Annotated in this window: 15 protein-coding genes; 2 read left to right on the top strand and 13 right to left on the bottom strand. The window is 72.5% G+C overall.

Annotated features, from left to right (window positions below; genetic code table 11):
- Position 1: 1 nt before the first annotated feature.
- The 13 genes from secD to pgsA all read right to left on the bottom strand — a co-directional run bounded on the left by secD (position 2) and on the right by pgsA (position 11,514).
- Entirely contained in the window at positions 2–1,795 is a 1,794-nt protein-coding gene (gene secD / locus ACFW6A_RS14540) for a protein translocase subunit SecD (RefSeq protein ID WP_351853699.1), read from the bottom strand.
- Positions 1,796–1,943: 148 nt separating this feature from the next.
- On the bottom strand, positions 1,944–2,384 hold the full coding sequence (gene yajC / locus ACFW6A_RS14535) for a preprotein translocase subunit YajC (RefSeq protein ID WP_351853712.1): 441 nt from the start codon (positions 2,382–2,384) through the stop codon (positions 1,944–1,946).
- A gap of 202 nt (positions 2,385–2,586) precedes the next feature.
- Entirely contained in the window at positions 2,587–3,666 is a 1,080-nt protein-coding gene (gene ruvB / locus ACFW6A_RS14530) for a Holliday junction branch migration DNA helicase RuvB (RefSeq protein WP_351853702.1), read from the bottom strand.
- A gap of 38 nt (positions 3,667–3,704) precedes the next feature.
- Complete coding sequence (gene ruvA / locus ACFW6A_RS14525) at positions 3,705–4,337, bottom strand: Holliday junction branch migration protein RuvA (protein ID WP_351853704.1); 633 nt, start codon at positions 4,335–4,337, stop codon at positions 3,705–3,707.
- Entirely contained in the window at positions 4,334–4,864 is a 531-nt protein-coding gene (gene ruvC / locus ACFW6A_RS14520; protein WP_351853707.1) for a crossover junction endodeoxyribonuclease RuvC, read from the bottom strand. The genes ruvA and ruvC overlap by 4 nt, the downstream gene beginning before the upstream one ends.
- Before the next feature lie 110 nt (positions 4,865–4,974).
- Positions 4,975–5,727, bottom strand: coding sequence for a YebC/PmpR family DNA-binding transcriptional regulator (locus ACFW6A_RS14515; RefSeq protein WP_351848239.1), 753 nt, complete (start codon positions 5,725–5,727; stop codon positions 4,975–4,977).
- A 63-nt stretch (positions 5,728–5,790) separates the two neighbouring features.
- Complete coding sequence (pdxT, locus tag ACFW6A_RS14510; RefSeq protein WP_386640769.1) at positions 5,791–6,381, bottom strand: pyridoxal 5'-phosphate synthase glutaminase subunit PdxT; 591 nt, start codon at positions 6,379–6,381, stop codon at positions 5,791–5,793.
- Between the two features lie 6 nt (positions 6,382–6,387).
- Positions 6,388–7,296: a pyridoxal 5'-phosphate synthase lyase subunit PdxS gene (gene pdxS / locus ACFW6A_RS14505; RefSeq protein WP_351848245.1), complete on the bottom strand. Its 909-nt coding sequence runs from the start codon at positions 7,294–7,296 to the stop codon at positions 6,388–6,390.
- 135 nt (positions 7,297–7,431) lie between these two features.
- Positions 7,432–7,974: a hypothetical protein gene (locus tag ACFW6A_RS14500; protein ID WP_043228051.1), complete on the bottom strand. Its 543-nt coding sequence runs from the start codon at positions 7,972–7,974 to the stop codon at positions 7,432–7,434.
- 11 nt (positions 7,975–7,985) lie between these two features.
- A complete protein-coding gene (locus ACFW6A_RS14495) occupies positions 7,986–8,621 on the bottom strand; it encodes an MBL fold metallo-hydrolase (RefSeq protein ID WP_351848249.1) in 636 nt (211 codons plus the stop codon).
- Positions 8,622–8,795: 174 nt separating this feature from the next.
- Complete coding sequence (locus tag ACFW6A_RS14490) at positions 8,796–9,950, bottom strand: glycosyltransferase family 4 protein (RefSeq protein ID WP_351848252.1); 1,155 nt, start codon at positions 9,948–9,950, stop codon at positions 8,796–8,798.
- Positions 9,947–10,852: a phosphatidylinositol mannoside acyltransferase gene (locus ACFW6A_RS14485; RefSeq protein ID WP_386640766.1), complete on the bottom strand. Its 906-nt coding sequence runs from the start codon at positions 10,850–10,852 to the stop codon at positions 9,947–9,949. Before ACFW6A_RS14485 ends, ACFW6A_RS14490 begins: the two co-directional genes overlap by 4 nt.
- A complete protein-coding gene (gene pgsA / locus ACFW6A_RS14480) occupies positions 10,849–11,514 on the bottom strand; it encodes a phosphatidylinositol phosphate synthase (RefSeq protein WP_351848254.1) in 666 nt (221 codons plus the stop codon). The genes ACFW6A_RS14485 and pgsA overlap by 4 nt, the downstream gene beginning before the upstream one ends.
- Before the next feature lie 264 nt (positions 11,515–11,778).
- Here pgsA and ACFW6A_RS14475 point away from each other — a divergent pair, with 264 nt between their 5' ends.
- Both ACFW6A_RS14475 and ACFW6A_RS14470 read left to right on the top strand, forming a co-directional pair.
- Positions 11,779–13,986 (top strand): elongation factor G-like protein EF-G2, encoded by a 2,208-nt coding sequence (locus ACFW6A_RS14475; protein WP_351848256.1) that lies wholly within the window; start codon positions 11,779–11,781, stop codon positions 13,984–13,986.
- Between the two features lie 176 nt (positions 13,987–14,162).
- Positions 14,163–15,821 carry a hypothetical protein gene (locus ACFW6A_RS14470; RefSeq protein ID WP_351848258.1) on the top strand — a complete coding sequence of 553 codons (1,659 nt, stop codon included), beginning with the start codon at positions 14,163–14,165 and terminating at the stop codon, positions 15,819–15,821.
- The last annotated feature ends 27 nt before the right edge of the window (positions 15,822–15,848 follow it).

Here is a 15,848-nt window from a genome sequence, read left to right as displayed (position 1 = left end):
CTCACGCCTCCTTCGGGTCGACGGGGGCGGTGGCACGGCGGGTGCGGCGCAGCGGCGGCTTGGCGCCGAGGCTCTTCGGGTCCAGGCCGGACAGCTTGTGGCCGTTGCCGAAGAACTTCGTGCGGGCGAGCAGCGTCATCACCGGCTTGGTGAAGAGGAAGACCACGACGACGTCGAGCAGGGTGGTCAGGCCGAGGGTGAACGCGAAGCCCTGGACCTTGCCGACGGTGACGATGAAGAGCACCGCGGCGGCGAGGAACGACACGAAGTCGGAGACCAGGATGGTGCGGCGGGCCCGCGGCCAGGCACGCTCGACGGCCGGACGCAGGGTGCGGCCCTCGCGGATCTCGTCGCGGATGCGCTCGAAGTACACGATGAACGAGTCGGCCGTGATGCCGATGGCGACGATGGCGCCGCAGACGGCCGGCAGGTTCAGCGCGAAGCCGATGGCCGGGCCGAGCAGGGCCATGATCACGTAGGTGAGCAGGGCGGAGACGCCGAGGCTGAGGATCGCGATGAACGACAGGCCGCGGTAGTAGACCACCAGGTAGATGACGACCAGCGCGAGACCGATGGCGCCGGCGATCAGTCCGGCCTCCAGCTGCTCGCCGCCGAGGGCGGCGGTGACGGTGTCGACGCTCTGGGTGTCGAAGGTCAGCGGGAGCGCGCCGTAGGACAGGATGTTGCCGAGGTCCTGGGCGGACTGCTGGTTGAAGTTGCCCGAGATCTCCGCGCTGGCGCTCAGCGTCTGGCGGACCGAGGGGGCGGAGACGACGTTCCCGTCGAGGACGATCGCGAAGCGGTTCTGCGGGTCGGCCTGCTGGGAGAGCTTGCTGGTGATCGCCTGGAACTTCTTCGAACCGGCGTCCGTGAAGTCCATGGTCACGATCCACATGCCGCGCTGCTGGTCGAGGACGCCCTTGGCGTCGTCGACGTCACGGCCCTCGACCTCGGCGGGGCCGAGCAGGTACTTCGACCACACGCCGGGGGCGTCCTCGCCGCAGGCCACGGTGGGCTCGGACGGCTTGACGCCCTGGCCGACGGCGGCGCGCTCCTTCGGGTCCAGGCAGTTCAGCGTGGCGAACTTCTGCTGGAGGGCGGCGGTGGCGGCGTCCGCGGAGGGGGTCGCCTGCGGGGTGCCGCTCGCCTTCGGGGTGGTGCTCGCCTTCGGCGTGCCGGAGGCGCTGCCGGTGGGGGTGGGCGTCCCGGTGGCGTTCGGGGCCTTGAGGGCCTCGGAGAGGGCGCGGCCCTGGGTGGAGGCGGTGGCGGTCGGGGTGGCCGACTTCTTCTCGCCCACCGAGGCGGACGTGGAGGGCTTCGGCTTCGCCGAGCCCGAGGGGGTCGCCGAACCCGAGGGGGTCGCCGACGGCGCGGCCTCGGGCGAGGCGGCCGCGACGGTGAGCACGGGCCGGAAGTAGAGCTGGGCGGTGGTGCCGACCTGCTCGCGGGCCTGCTTCTCGTTCGTCCCCTTGGGGATGTTGACGATGATGTTCTCGCGGCCCTGCGTCTGGACCTCGGCCTCGGAGACGCCGAGACCGTTGACGCGGCGCTCGATGATGCCCACGGCCGTGTTCATGTTGGTCTCGTTGACCGCGGACTCCTGGCCGGGCTCAGCCTTGGCCTTGAGCGTGATCGACGTGCCGCCGGCGAGGTCGATGCCGAGGCGCGGGGTGGTGTGCCCCGACCAGAACATCCCGCCGGTGAGCGCGACCATGGCGATCAGAATGAAAGCCAGGGCGCGCCCAGGCCGGCTCTGTCCCCCCGCCGGCCCTCGGCCCTTCTTCGGTGCTGCCACCTGTCGTTTCTCCCTGTCCAAACCGTCCGGCGCCGGGTGGGCGCGCGGAGGCCACGAAGTGTGTGTGGGGACCATCCCCCGCAGACGTCGGACCGTTCCCGGCCGCGGCCCGCCGGTGGGCGTGGCCGCGGTGTGCCGGGGGCGAGTCTTACTTCGCCTCGGTCTCGCCGTCGGTCTTGCCGTCCTTCTCGGCCTCGGCCTCGGCCGCGTCCGCCTTCTTCGTCAGGTCGGCCTTGGGGGCCTCGTCGGCGGAGTCGGTGAGCGAGGAGGCGTCGTCCGGGACGACCGCGTCGGAGTCGGTGGCACCGTCGTCCTCGGTGTCGCCGTGGACGATCCGGTTGTACTCGGCGTCGTCGAGGACCGCGCCGATGGCGTTCTTCGCGTAGACGGCGTGGACGCCGGGCGCGACCTCCAGCAGGACGGTCTCGTCCTGGATCTCCTTCACGGTGGCGTACATTCCCCCGATCGTGCGTACGCCGGTGCCGGGCTGCATCTGGTTGCGCATCTCCGCCGCCTGTGCCTGCTTCTTCTTGGCAGAGCGGGTCATCAGGAACATCGCCCCGATGAGCACGATGAAGGGGAGGAGCATGCCGATGTTATTCACGGGACGGAAATCCTTCGCACGGTCACGGAGAACCCGCGGCCTGGTCTTCGGGGGTGGGCACGCCGACCGGAAAGGGCGGCATCGGCGGAGTCTAGGCGAGTCCGCATCGATGGAACAACGCCCAGCATGGCACCGTGGTTCCTGGTCGGGCGAGACTCCGCGCCGTCACCCACCCGTCACAGCGGCCTCAGGCGCCGAAGAGCCCCTGTTGTCCCGATCCCGCCCCCGCCGGGCCCGCTGCCTGCGGCGGGACCAGTCCGAGGTGGGTCCACGCGGCGGGGGTGGCGACCCGTCCGCGGGGGGTGCGGGCGAGCAGTCCCTCCCGTACGAGGAAGGGCTCGGCGACCTCCTCGACGGTCTCGCGCTCCTCCCCCACGGCGACGGCGAGGGTGGAGAGGCCGACCGGTCCGCCGCCGAAGAGCTTGAGGAGCGCTTCGAGGACCGCCCGGTCGAGGCGGTCGAGGCCGCGGCCGTCCACCTCGTACACGCCGAGGGCGGCACCGGCGATCTCGCGGGTGATCACCCCGTCGGCCCGCACCTGGGCGTAGTCGCGGACGCGGCGCAGCAGCCGGTTGGCGATGCGGGGCGTGCCGCGGGAGCGGCCGGCGATCTCGGCGGCGCCGTCGGTGTCGATCTCGACGTCGAGGAGGCCGGCGGAGCGGGTGACGACCCGCTCCAGCTCGTGCGGCTCGTAGAACTCCATGTGGGCGGTGAAGCCGAAACGGTCGCGCAGCGGGGGCGGCAGCAGACCGGCCCGGGTGGTGGCGCCGACCAGGGTGAAGGGCGGCAGGTCCAGGGGGATGGCGGTGGCGCCGGGGCCCTTGCCGACGATGACGTCGACGCGGAAGTCCTCCATCGCCATGTAGAGCATCTCCTCGGCGGGCCGGGACATGCGGTGGATCTCGTCGAGGAAGAGGATCTCGCCCTCCTGGAGGGAGGAGAGGATCGCGGCGAGGTCTCCGGCGTGCTGGATGGCGGGGCCGGAGGTGATCCTGATCGGCGCGTTCATCTCCGCGGCGATGATCATCGACAGGGTGGTCTTGCCGAGGCCGGGGGCACCGGAGAGCAGCACGTGGTCGGCGGTGGCGCCGCGCTGGCGGGCGGCCTTGAGGACGAGGTCGAGCTGCTGGCGGACCTTCTCCTGGCCGATGAACTCGCCGAGGTCCTTGGGGCGCAGGGCGGCCTCGACGGCCTGGTCGTCGCCTTCGGCGGCGGCGCCGACGATCCGCTCCTCGTGGGCGGATGCCGTCTCGTCGTCCCAGTTCACGGTGGTGTCTTCCTTCGTACGGGAGGGGCTGCGGGCGGTCAGCGGGCGCGGTTGAGCGTCTGCAGGGCGGCGCGCAGCAGCTGGGGCACGGGGGCGGAGCCGGTCTCGGCGAGCGCGGCCTCGGCCTGCGGGGCGACGGCGGCGACGGCCTCCTCGGCCTCGCGGCTCGCGTAGCCGAGGCCGACGAGGGCGGCGGCGAGCTGCTCGGTCCAGGGGGCGGGTCCCGCGGCGACGGCGCGCTGCTGGCCGACGAGGCCGCTGCTGCCGAGCGGCTGGCCGAGCTTGTCCTTCAGTTCCAGGAGCAGCTTCTGGGCGCCCTTCTTGCCGATGCCGGGGACGGCGGTGAGGGCCTTCTCGTCGCCGGTGGAGACGGCGAGGCGGAGCGCGTCGGGGCTGTGCACGCCGAGCATGGCCTGGGCGAGCCGGGGTCCGACGCCGCTGGCGGTCTGGAGCAGCTCGAAGACCTGGCGCTCGTCGTCGTCCGCGAAGCCGTACAGGGTGAGGGAGTCCTCGCGGACGACGAGGGAGGTGGCGAGCCGGGCGTGCTCGCCGACGCGGAGGCCGGCGAGGGTGTTCGGCGTGCACTGGACGGCCATGCCGACCCCGCCGACCTCGACGACGGCGGTCGTGGGGGCGAGGGCGGCCACCGGGCCGCTGACGAAGGCGATCATGACGTGCGGCCTTTCGAGGCGTGCAGGGCGACGGCCTGCTGGAGGCGGTTCTGGGCGGGGGCGCGCCAGATGTGGCAGATGGCGAGGGCGAGGGCGTCGGCCGCGTCGGCCGGCTTGGGCGGGGCGGAGAGCCTCAGCAGCCGGGTGACCATGGCGCCGACCTGGGCCTTGTCGGCGCGGCCCGAGCCGGTGACGGCGGCCTTGACCTCGCTGGGGGTGTGCAGGGCGACGGGGATGCCGCGCCGGGAGGCGCAGAGCATGGCGACGGCGCTGGCCTGGGCGGTGCCCATCACCGTCCGTACGTTGTGCTGGCTGAACACCCGCTCCACGGCGACCAGTTCGGGCTGGAAGCGGTCGAGCCACTCCTCGATGCCGCGCTCGATGCCGACGAGGCGCAGGCCGATGTCGGCGTCGGCCGGGGTGCGGACCACGCCGACCCCGAGCATGGTGAGCGGCCGTCCGGCGACGCCCTCGACGACGCCGACGCCGCACCGGGTGAGTCCCGGGTCCACCCCCAGTACGCGCACGCCGTCCCTCCGTTCGATCAGCTATTCGTGCAGGCTATCGGCTGCCACTGACAACGCAGCGGGCCGACGGGGGTGTGTCCCCCGTCGGCCCGCTGCGCGGAAGGCCGGACTCAGGCGTCGACCTTCTCCATGACCTCGTCGCTGACGTCGAAGTTGGCGAAGACGTTCTGCACGTCGTCGCTGTCCTCCAGCGCGTCGATCAGCTTGAACATCTTGCGCGCGCCCTCCTCGTCGAGCTCGACCTGCATGGTCGGGACGAAGCTGGACTCGGCCGAGTCGTAGTCGATGCCGGCCTCCTGGAGCGCGGTGCGGACCGCGACCAGGTCGGTGGCCTCGCTGATGATCTCGAAGGACTCGCCGAGGTCGTTGACCTCCTCGGCGCCGGCCTCCAGCACCGACTCCAGGACGTCGTCCTCGGTCAGCTCGCCCTTGGGGAGCACGACGACGCCCTTGCGGTTGAACAGGTACGAGACGGAGCCCGGGTCGGCCATCGAACCGCCGTTGCGGGTCATGGCGACGCGGACGTCGGAGGCGGCGCGGTTGCGGTTGTCGGTGAGGCACTCGATGAGCACCGCGACGCCGTTCGGACCGTAGCCCTCGTACATGATCGTGGCGTAGTCGACGCCGCCGGCCTCCAGGCCGCCGCCGCGCTTGACCGCGGAGTCGATGTTCTTGTTGGGAACCGACTGCTTCTTCGCCTTCTGGATGGCGTCGAAGAGGGTCGGGTTGCCCTCGGGGTCGGCGCCGCCGGTACGGGCGGCGACCTCGATGTTCTTGATCAGCTTCGCGAAGAGCTTGCCGCGCTTGGCGTCGATCACGGCCTTCTTGTGCTTCGTCGTAGCCCATTTAGAGTGGCCGGACATCTGCCTGTCTCCTTCGCGTAACCCACTTCTTGAACGAACCCCAGCGATCCTACCGGGATCACGTCACCGTTCCTCGCGCACCATGTCCACGAAGAGCTCGTGGACGCGGTGGTCGCCGGTCAGCTCGGGGTGGAAGGAGGTCGCGAGGACCCTGCCCTGCCGGACTGCGACGATGTGGCCGTCGTGCTCGGCGAGCACCTCGACCCCGGCGCCGACGGACTCCACCCACGGCGCACGGATGAAGACGCCCTCGACGGGGGTGTCTATTCCGGTGACGGTGACTCCGGCCTCGAAGGACTCGTTCTGCCGCCCGAAGGCGTTGCGGCGGACGATCATGTCGATGCCGCCGAAGGTCTCCTGGCCCGAGCGCGGGTCGAGGATCTTGTCGGCGAGCATGATCAGGCCGGCGCAGGTGCCGTACACGGGCAGGCCCGCGGCGATCCGCTCGCGGATCGGCTCCATGAGGCCGAAGAGGACGGCCAGCTTGGAGATGGTGGTGGACTCGCCGCCGGGGAGGACCAGGCCGTCGACCTCGGCGAGTTCTTCGGGGCGCCGGACCGGCCTGGCCACGGCGTCCGCCGCGGCCAGGGCGATCAGGTGCTCCCGTACGTCGCCCTGGAGGGCCAGGACTCCGATCACGGGGGTGCTGCTCATCGGTGCTTACCAGCCCCGGTTGGCGTAGCGCTCGGACTCGGGGAGGGTGTCGCAGTTGATGCCGACCATGGCCTCGCCCAGGTTGCGGGAGGCGTCCGCGATGACCTTCGGGTCGTCGTAGAAGGTGGTGGCCTTCACGATGGCGGCGGCGCGCTTGGCCGGGTCGCCCGACTTGAAGATGCCGGAGCCGACGAAGACGCCCTCGGCGCCGAGCTGGCGCATCAGCGCGGCGTCGGCCGGGGTGGCGACGCCACCGGCGGAGAAGAGGACCACGGGGAGCTTGCCGAGCTCGGCGACCTCCTTGACGAGCTCGTACGGGGCGCGCAGCTCCTTGGCGGCGGCGAAGAGCTCGTTGTTGTCGAAGCCGCGCAGCTTGGCGATCTCGTTCTTGATCTGGCGCAGGTGGCGGACGGCCTCGACGACGTTGCCGGTGCCGGCCTCGCCCTTGGAGCGGATCATGGCCGCGCCCTCGGCGATGCGGCGCAGGGCCTCGCCCAGGTTGGTGGCGCCACAGACGAAGGGGGTGGTGAAGGCCCACTTGTCGGAGTGGTTGATCTCGTCGGCCGGGGTCAGGACCTCGGACTCGTCGATGTAGTCGACGCCGAGGGACTGGAGGACCTGGGCCTCGACGAAGTGGCCGATGCGGGACTTGGCCATCACCGGGATGGAGACCGCGCCGATGATCTCCTCGATCATGTTCGGGTCGGACATGCGGGCCACGCCGCCGTCCTTGCGGATGTCCGCGGGGACCCGCTCCAGGGCCATGACGGCGACGGCGCCGGCGTCCTCGGCGATCTTCGCCTGCTCGGCGTTGACCACGTCCATGATCACGCCGCCCTTGAGCTGCTCGGCCATGCCGCGCTTGACGCGCGCAGTGCCGGTCTCGGGGGACTGGGGGGTGGTGGAGCTGGACACGGGAACCTCACTCGTGACAACGGGTTCAACGGGACGTTGACGACTAGAGCGAGGAAACAATCCGCGAGCGGTCCACAGCAAGGGCCAATGTGCAGGCGGTGGATCCTTTTCGCGCGAATCCGAGGCCGGAGTGGATCACGACGGACGATCTGCCAGGGCGACGGGCGGTTCGTCGTCCATTTCGAAGGCCATAGGGAAGGGCGCGTGGCCCGCGAGGCGGAACCAGCGGACCTTGCGGTGGCGGCGCAGGGCCCGGGCGGCGCGGACGGCGTCGTTGTGGAAGCGGCGGGCCATCGGGACGCGGCGGACCGCGGCGGCCAGCTCCCCCGCGGCCTCCTCGCCGCCGGGCGCCTCCCGTACGAGTTCCACCTGCTCGGGCTCGCCGAAGACCGCGCGCAGGGCCTGGCTCAGCTCGCTCTCCGCGACCTCCCGGTGGTCCTCCTCGGCCTGCCGGGCGGCGTGCGCGGCCTCGTACAGGACGATCGAGGCGGCCGGGTCGAGGACGCCGGAGGTGGCCAGTTCCTGGGTGACCGAGGCCCGCCGCAGCAGCTGGGCGTCGAGCGCGGCGCGCGCCGCGTCGATGCGGGTGTGCAGCCGGTCGAGCCGTCCGGCGGTCCAGCTCAGGTAGACGCCGATGAAGATCAGCGCGACGACGGTCCAGATCAGGGTTTCGGTCACGGGCGCACAGGCTACCCGGGCGGCAGCCGCGCACCTTCCCAAAGGTCGCGGTCGTGGGCGAACAGGACGCGCACCGGCCGCCCGTCCGCCAGCTCGGCGAGCCGGCCGAGCCAGGGCCGGTACGGCGTCCCGAAGTCGCCCGCCGTGTCGTACGCCTGCCCCGCGAGGAGCGTCAGCCGGTCGCCGTGGTCGAGCAGGAGCGACTGGTGCCCGTCGACGTGGCCGGGCGTCGGCACGATCCGGATCCCCGGGGCGATCTCGTGCTCGCCGTCGATCTCCGTCCAGGCGACGCCGGGCAGCAGGCTGTCGATGGTGTACGCGCCCGCCCGCGCGGTGGCGAGTTCGGCGCGCTGGACCAGGGCGGGGGTGCCGGGGAAGCGCTGGTTGCCGCCGATGTGGTCGAAGTGCAGGTGGCAGTTGACGATCGCGTCCACCTCGGCGGGCGGGACGGCGAGCGGCCGGCGGACGATCCGGTAGTGCGCGTCGGTCTCGGGCGAGCCCTCGCCCATGCCGGTGTCGAAGAGCAGCGTGCCGCCGGGGTGCCGGACGAGGTACGCGAGCGAGGGCTCCACGCGCGCGTGGGGCCCGCCCCACTCGTCGGCGGGCCGGGTGAAGCTGCCCAGGTCGAGCCGCTGAACACTGATCATGCGCCCAGGGTGCGCCCCGCGCCCCGCTGCGGGCGTGCGTTCCGCTCGGGGCGGAACCGGCGGGACCCGCGCCCCCTGCGGAGAACTCCCGCGCGCCCGCGCCCGCACCGGTACGGAGCCGTCGCACGGGGCACGGGTCCGGGCCCGGAAAGCCCGGGCGCGGCTCACACCGGCCTACAGGCCCAGCCTGGCCCGGAGGCCGCCCGCCTTCTCGTCCGTGTCCACCGCAGCCGCCCCGTCCGTGACCGTCTCGTACACGGCCAGGATGTCCGCGCCGACCGTGGACCAGTCGAAGCGCCGCACGTGGGCGGAGCCGCGCGCGCTCAGCTCGGCGCGGCGGACGTCGTCGCCGAGCAGCCGGATCGCCGCGTCGGCCAGCGCGTCCGCGTCCTCGTTGGCGAAGAGCTCGCCCGCCGCGCCCTGGTCGAGGACCTGCGCGAAGGCGTCCAGGTCGGCGGCGAGGACCGGCGCTCCGGCCGACAGCGCCTCGACCAGGATGATGCCGAAGGACTCGCCGCCCGTGTTGGGCGCCACGTACACGTCGACGCTGCGCAGCAGCCGCGCCTTGTCCTCGTCGCTGACCATGCCGAGGAACTCCACCCGGGAGCGCATCTCGGCCGGCAGCGAGGCCACCGCCTCCTCCTCGTCGCCGCGCCCGGCGACCAGGAGCCGGGTGTCCGGGCGTTCGGTGAGGATCCGGGGCAGGGCCTTCATCAGGACCGGCAGGCCCTTGCGGGGCTCGTCGATCCGCCCGATGAAGCCCAGCGTGTGCCCCTGCCACTCCGCCTTCGGCTCCGCGCGGGCGAAGAAGTCGACGTCGACGCCGTTGGGGATGACGACGGCGTCGCCGCCGAGGTGCTCCACCAGGGTCCGGCGCGCGTACTCGCTGACGGCGATCCGGGCGCTGATCTTCTCCAGCGCCGGCTGGAGGATCGGGTAGGCGGCGAGCATCGCCCGCGAGCGCGGGTTCGAGGTGTGGAAGGTGGCCACGATCGGGCCCTGCGCCGCCCAGCAGGTGAGCAGCCCCAGCGAGGGCGAGGTCGGCTCGTGGATGTGGACGACGTCGAAGGTGCCGTCGTGCAGCCAGCGGCGCACCCGCGCGGCGGACAGGAAGCCGAAGCTGAGCCGTGCCACCGAGCCGTTGTACGAGACGGGCACGGCCCGGCCGGCGGAGACCACGTACGGCGGCAGCGGGGTGTCGTCGTCGGCGGGGGCGAGGACGGAGACCTCGTGCCCGAGCCGGATCAGGTGCTCCGCGAGGTCGCGGATGTGGAACTGGACGCCGCCCGGTACGTCCCAGGAGTACGGGCAGACGATTCCGATCCTCACGGTGTGCGCTCCTCCAGGTCGGCCAGCCAGAGGCGCTGGAGCATGTGCCAGTCCTCGGGGTGGTCCGCGATGGCCCCGGCGAAGGTGTCGGCGAGAGCCTGTGTCATGAGGGACGCCTTTTCGGCCCGGGTGCCTGACCCGGGTACGTCCACGGGCGCGTGCACCTCTCCGCGCATGACGTCGGAGTCGTCGTACCAGAGGGTCACCGGCAGCAGGATCGCGTCGGTCTGGAGGGCGAGCATGGCCGGTCCCGCGGGCATCCGGGCGGCCTCGCCGAAGAAGGAGACCTCGACGCCGGAGGCGGACAGGTCCCGGTCGGCGACCAGGCAGACGAGCCCGCCGGCGCGCAGCCGCCGGGCGAGGGTGCCGAAGGCGGCGCCGCCGGTGTGCGGCAGCACCTCCATGCCGAGGGACTCGCGGTAGGCGACGAAGCGGTCGTAGAGGGACTCGGGCTTGAGCCGCTCGGCGACGGTGGTGAAGGGCACGCCGAGCGCGCGGGTGACCCACACTCCGGCCAGGTCCCAGTTGCCCATGTGGGGCAGGGCGAGGACGACGCCCCGGCCGGAGGCGAGGCCGTCCTTGAGGTGGTGCGCGCCCTTGAGCGCGAAGCTGTTCGCGGCCCGCTCGGCGCTCCAGGTCGGGAGCCGGAAGGACTCCATCCAGTAGCGCATGTACGAGCGCATGCCGGCCTTCGACAGTTCGGCGAGCCGCTCGGGCGTGGCGTCGGGCACCACGCGCGCGAGGTTGGCCTCCAGTCGCAGGACGCCCTTGCCGCGGCGCTTCCACGCGGTGTCGGCGATCTTCCGTCCGAGGGCCTTGGCCACCGGCTCCGGGAGCTTCTTGACGGCGGCCCAGCCGAGCCCGTACAGGCCGTCGGCCGCCTTGTCCTTCAGCGTGCTCACGTGGCCGCCCCGCTCCCCCCGGCGGCCGCGGCGGCGTCCGCCTCGGCCGATTCCCTGCGCACCGTCACGACCCGCTGCCCCAGGGTCACGGCCGAACCGACGGCCACGATCCAGAGGGCGACGGGCAGCAGCACGTCGATCCCCGGCACGCCGAAGGCGTGCAGTCCGGCGAGGCCGGCGGCGACCAGCGAGATCACCAGCCGCTCGGCCCGCTCGATCAGGCCGTTGACCGCGACCGGCAGGCCAATCGATTCACCACGCGCCTTGGTGTACGAGACGACCTGGCCGCTTGCCAGGCAGAAGATCGCCACCGCGCAGAGCACGTTGTCGTCGCCCTTGCCCGCGTACCAGAGCGCGAAGCCGCCGAAGATCGCCCCGTCGGCGACCCGGTCGAGGGTCGAGTCGAGGAAGGCGCCCCAGCGGCTGGAGATCCCGGCCTGCCGGGCCATGTTGCCGTCGACGAGGTCGGAGAAGACGAAGAGCGTGATCACGATCGTGCCCCAGAAGAACTCGCCCCTGGGGAAGAAGACCAGCGCTCCGGCGACCACTCCCGCCGTGCCGATCAGCGTCACGGCGTCGGGGCTGACGCCCCGGCGGAGCAGAAACGCGGCGAACGGTGTGAGGACACGCGTAAAAAACGCACGCGCGTACTTGTTCAGCATGGCCTTCCCGAGGTTTCGGCGGGCCGCGCGGTCCCATGACCACCGGCTCACCCATCGTAGCCACGCCCGTGGCGCGGCACGGGAGCGCACCCGCCCCGCCGCGTCGTCGTAACCCCGGGGGCCCACCGGGGTACGACGGATGGACGCGTCCCGGCGTCGGTGCAAAGCTCGAAGGAGCACGCCGCGGGCACCGCAGGAGCCGCACCGCGATGCCGCTCCCCCGCGCCCGCTCACCCCTCACCGCCGCACAGCCGGGAGGACACCATGGGCGACAAGGCGCACACCCCCGCCGGAGCCGCCGGCAGGGCACCGACGGCCGACCGGCCCTCGGAGATACGGAACGTGGTGCTGGTCGGCCACAGCGGAGCGGGCAAGACGACGCTCGTCGAGGCGCTCGCGCAGACCGCCGGGGCGCTGGGCCGGCCCGGCAGGGTCGAGGACGGGGCGACCGTCTCCGACTACGACGAGATCGAGCACCGCCAGCACCGCTCCGTCCAGCTCTCCCTCGTCCCGGTCGGCTGGGACGGCTTCAAGGTCAATCTGCTCGACACCCCCGGGTACGCCGACTTCGTCGGAGAGCTGAGGGCCGGTCTGCGCGCCGCGGACGCGGCCCTCTTCGTCGTCTCGGCCGCACAGGAGGCCGACGCGGTCGCCGCCTCCACCCGGATGGTCTGGGAGGAGTGCGCGGCCGTCGGCATGCCCCGCGCCATCGTCGTCACCCACCTCGACACCGCCCGCACCGGCTTCGACGAGCTGACCGGGGTCTGCGCCGGGCTCTTCGGCCACGACGACCCCGACGCCGTGCTCCCCCTCCACCTGCCGGTGCACGGCCCCGAGGGCGCCGACGGGCACGCCCCCGCGACCGGTCTGATCGGCCTCCTCTCGGAGCGGGTCCACGACTACTCCACGGGCGAGCGCGTCGAGCGGGAGCCCGACGGCGCCGAGCGGGAGACGATCGCCGCGGCGCGGGCCCGGCTCATCGAGGGGATCATCGCGGAGAGCGAGGACGAGACCCTCATGGACCGCTATCTGGGCGGCGAGGAGATCGACCCCGGCACCCTCGTCGGCGACCTGGAGAAGGCGGTCGCCCGGGGCGCCCTCCACCCCGTGCTCGCCGCCGCCCCCGCCGCCGAGGGCGGCGGGCAGGGCCTCGGCACGGTCGAGCTGCTGGAGCTGATCACCCGCGGCTTCCCCTCCCCGCTGGAGCACGAGCCGCCCGCCGTCACCACCCCCTCGGGCGAGCCCCGGCCGCCGCTGGCCTGCGACCCCGACGGGCCGCTGGTCGCCGAAGTGGTCAAGACCGCCGCCGACCCCTACCAGGGGCGGATCTCCCTCGTCCGGGTCTTCTCCGGCACCCTGCGCCCCGACGAGACCGTGCACGTCTCCGGACACGGCCTGGCCGACCGGGGCCACGAGGACCACGACGCCGACGAGCGGGTCGGCGCCCTCACCTCCCCCTTCGGCAGGCAGCAGCGGCCGGTGCCGCACTGCGTCGCCGGGGACCTCGCCTGCGTGGCCCGGCTCGGGCGCGCCGAGACCGGCGACACCCTCTCCGCCAAGGACGACCCGCTCCTGATCGCGCCCTGGACCATGCCCGAGCCGCTGCTGCCGCTCGCCGTCGAGGCGCACTCCAAGGCGGACGAGGACCGCCTCTCGCAGGGCCTGGCCAAGGTCGTCGCCGAGGACCCGACCCTCCGCCTCGAACAGAACCAGGACACCGGCCAGGTCGTGCTGTGGTGCCTGGGCGAGGCCCACCAGGACGTCGTCCTGGAGCGGCTGCGCGGCCGCTACGGGGTTCGCGTCGACGCCGTCCCGTACCGGGTGCCGCTGCGCGAGACCTTCGGCGCCGCCGCCTCCGGCCGCGGCCGGCACGTCAAGCAGTCCGGCGGGCACGGGCAGTTCGCGATCTGCGAGATCGACGTCGAACCGCTGCCGCCGGGCAGCGGCATCGAGTTCGTCGACAAGGTGGTCGGCGGCGCGGTCCCCCGCCCCTTCATCGGCTCCGTCGAGAAGGGCGTACGGGCCCAGGCCGCGCGGGGCGTCGCCGCCGGGCACCCGCTGGTCGACGTCCGGGTCACCCTCAGGGACGGCAAGGCCCACTCGGTGGACTCCTCGGACGCCGCCTTCCAGACGGCCGGGGCGCTCGCGCTGCGCGAGGCGGCGGCCGAGGTGCCGGTCCACCTCCTGGAGCCGGTCGCGGAGGTGCGGGTGCTCGTCCCCGACGAGTACGTGGGCGCGGTGATGAGCGACCTGTCGGGGCGGCGCGGCCGGGTCGTCGGCACCGACCAGGCGGGCCCGGGCCGGACGGTCGTCAGGGCCGAGGTCCCGGAGATCGAGATCGGGCGGTACGCGATCGACCTGCGGTCCGTCTCGCACGGCACGGGCCGCTTCGACCGCAGCTACGCCCGGCACGAGCCGATGCCCCCTCAGCTCGCCGAACGCCTCCGCGAACAGGCCGGAAAACGCTCATAGTTGACGCACGGACAGCGGTTCGCGTCCGCCCGGCCGGAACCGGGCGGACGCGTTCCGGCCGCGGTTGTCCACAGCCGGTGACGCATACCATGCCGCCCGGTTACGCTGTGGTGCCGCGTGCGGCAGGTGTCGCCGGGCACGGCAGTCGGGAACGGCCCGCACGGGTACTCGCGGTGATGGGGGCGGAAGTGGCGATCGACGGTTTCGGACCGGGGGCACAGATCCCCCTCCAGGGCGGCAGCGGCCTGACCGGGGCGACGAACGCGCTGGCCTCGGCCGCGTACCGGGACAGCCCCCTGGAGACCATCCAGGAGGCGGACAACGAGCACTACAAGACCGGGGTCAAGAAGGGGAAGTGGGAGAAGCTCTTCCGCCCCGACCTCGGCGAGGCCTTCTCCCGCGCCGTGCAGGTCCGCATGCTCGGCGGCGGCCGCAAGGCCCTCATCCAGTCCTTCGGCGCCGAGCCCCAGCCGATCGTCGAACACTGCCTGGCCGCCACCCACATCCGCCGGCAGCGCGACGTCAAGCTCACCCTGGTCACCTTCTTCTGCGGCGTGCTCTTCCTCCCCGGCCTGCTGCTCTGGCTCGGTCTCGTCCACCTGCGCCGCATCGCCGCCGGCTCGGAGAACAAGCGCTCCAGCGCCCTCGGCACCGTCCTGCTCTGGGCGTTCGGCATCGTCGTCGTCCTCATCCTCCTCAAGCTCCCCTTCGACAGCCTGCTGACCAACTACCTGCGGGCGATGATGATCGCCCCGGTCGTCGGCTGGTACCTCGCGGGCCGGATCTGCCTCAAGACCGCGGTGGACCTCCGCGAGCGCTGGACCGGCCTGCTCAGCGGCGGCGGAGTCGGCGCCCACGTCCCGAAGTCGGTCCCCACCGACCCGGGCGAGAAGTCCGCGGAGGAGCTGCGGCTCAACCTGGAGAAGCTCTCCGCCGAGCAGCAGTCCAACGTGGTCTTCTACGCCGGCCCCAAGGGCATCCTCGGCCTCGGCACCCGCTGGGGCAGCTGGACGCTGGCCGAGGAGCTGGTCCCGGTGGCCGGCCAGGAGATGCACGACTTCCGCGCCTGGGACCTGGTCCGCAAGATCCACGACCAGCTCACCCTCCTGGAGCGCGGCTCGCTCAAGACCGGCTTCCCCAAGCCGACCGTGAAGCACTGGATCGTCTCCCCCGTCGGCGAGGGGGCCGACGAGGTCAGCCGCCCCGAGGGCGACAACATCGTCCACTACCAGGTGAAGCCGCACGAGATACAGCGGATCTGCAACGAGCAGCAGTTCGGCGCCGGCAACCGCCACTACCTGGGCGTCCAGTTCACCCTCTGGGACGGGAACGTGGTGCTGACCATGATGGTCACCGTCACCTCGCTCCACCACACCCTGCGCATCGAGGTCACCGGCCACGCCCTGGGCCCCGTCCACGGCCTCTTCACCACCAAGCCCAAGGCGAAGACCAAGGAGGTCTCCAAGTCCGTCCGCTTCTGGGAGACCAAGGAGATCGCGCAGCCGCTGCTCCTCGCCGACGACATCGTCCGGCTCGCCGTCCGCGCCCCGCTCACCTGGTACCCGCCGGTCCTGGACTTCCTCGGCGGCAAGATGACCCTGCCCGAGCCCTTCGGCCTGCGGCACGTGTGGGCCGGACCGCTCTGGAAGAACCGCTTCATGGCCGACGACGCCATCCGCATGGCCACGCCGGTGCTGCGCGCCGTCCACACCGCGACGATCCGCTTCCTCGACGAGCACAACGTCGACACCGAGCGCTTCACCAACCGCTCCCTCGTCCTCGGCGGGTCCGTGCAGGAGCCCGGCCCGAAGAAGGCCGACGTCTACGACGCCTGACGCCGTACGGCCCCGGGGCGCGCGCCC

It is taken from the genome of Streptomyces sp. NPDC058758, from assembly GCF_042746075.1.
In the GTDB taxonomy this organism is placed as follows: Bacteria; Actinomycetota; Actinomycetes; order Streptomycetales; family Streptomycetaceae; genus Streptomyces.
This window is presented reverse-complemented; position numbering and strand designations above follow the sequence as displayed.

What these genes read in the sequence shown, in the direction of transcription:
- yajC (WP_351853712.1), bottom strand. Translation starts at nt 2,384, where the DNA reads ATGCTCCTCCCCTTCATCGTGCTCATCGGGGCGATGTTCCTGATGACC.
- ACFW6A_RS14495 (WP_351848249.1), bottom strand. Translation starts at nt 8,621, where the DNA reads ATGATCAGTGTTCAGCGGCTCGACCTGGGCAGCTTCACCCGGCCCGCC.
- pdxT (WP_386640769.1), bottom strand. Translation starts at nt 6,381, where the DNA reads ATGAGCAGCACCCCCGTGATCGGAGTCCTGGCCCTCCAGGGCGACGTA.
- ACFW6A_RS14470 (WP_351848258.1), top strand. Translation starts at nt 14,163, where the DNA reads ATGGGGGCGGAAGTGGCGATCGACGGTTTCGGACCGGGGGCACAGATC.
- ACFW6A_RS14475 (WP_351848256.1), top strand. Translation starts at nt 11,779, where the DNA reads ATGGGCGACAAGGCGCACACCCCCGCCGGAGCCGCCGGCAGGGCACCG.
- ruvA (WP_351853704.1), bottom strand. Translation starts at nt 4,337, where the DNA reads ATGATCGCCTTCGTCAGCGGCCCGGTGGCCGCCCTCGCCCCCACGACC.
- ACFW6A_RS14515 (WP_351848239.1), bottom strand. Translation starts at nt 5,727, where the DNA reads ATGTCCGGCCACTCTAAATGGGCTACGACGAAGCACAAGAAGGCCGTG.
- pgsA (WP_351848254.1), bottom strand. Translation starts at nt 11,514, where the DNA reads ATGCTGAACAAGTACGCGCGTGCGTTTTTTACGCGTGTCCTCACACCG.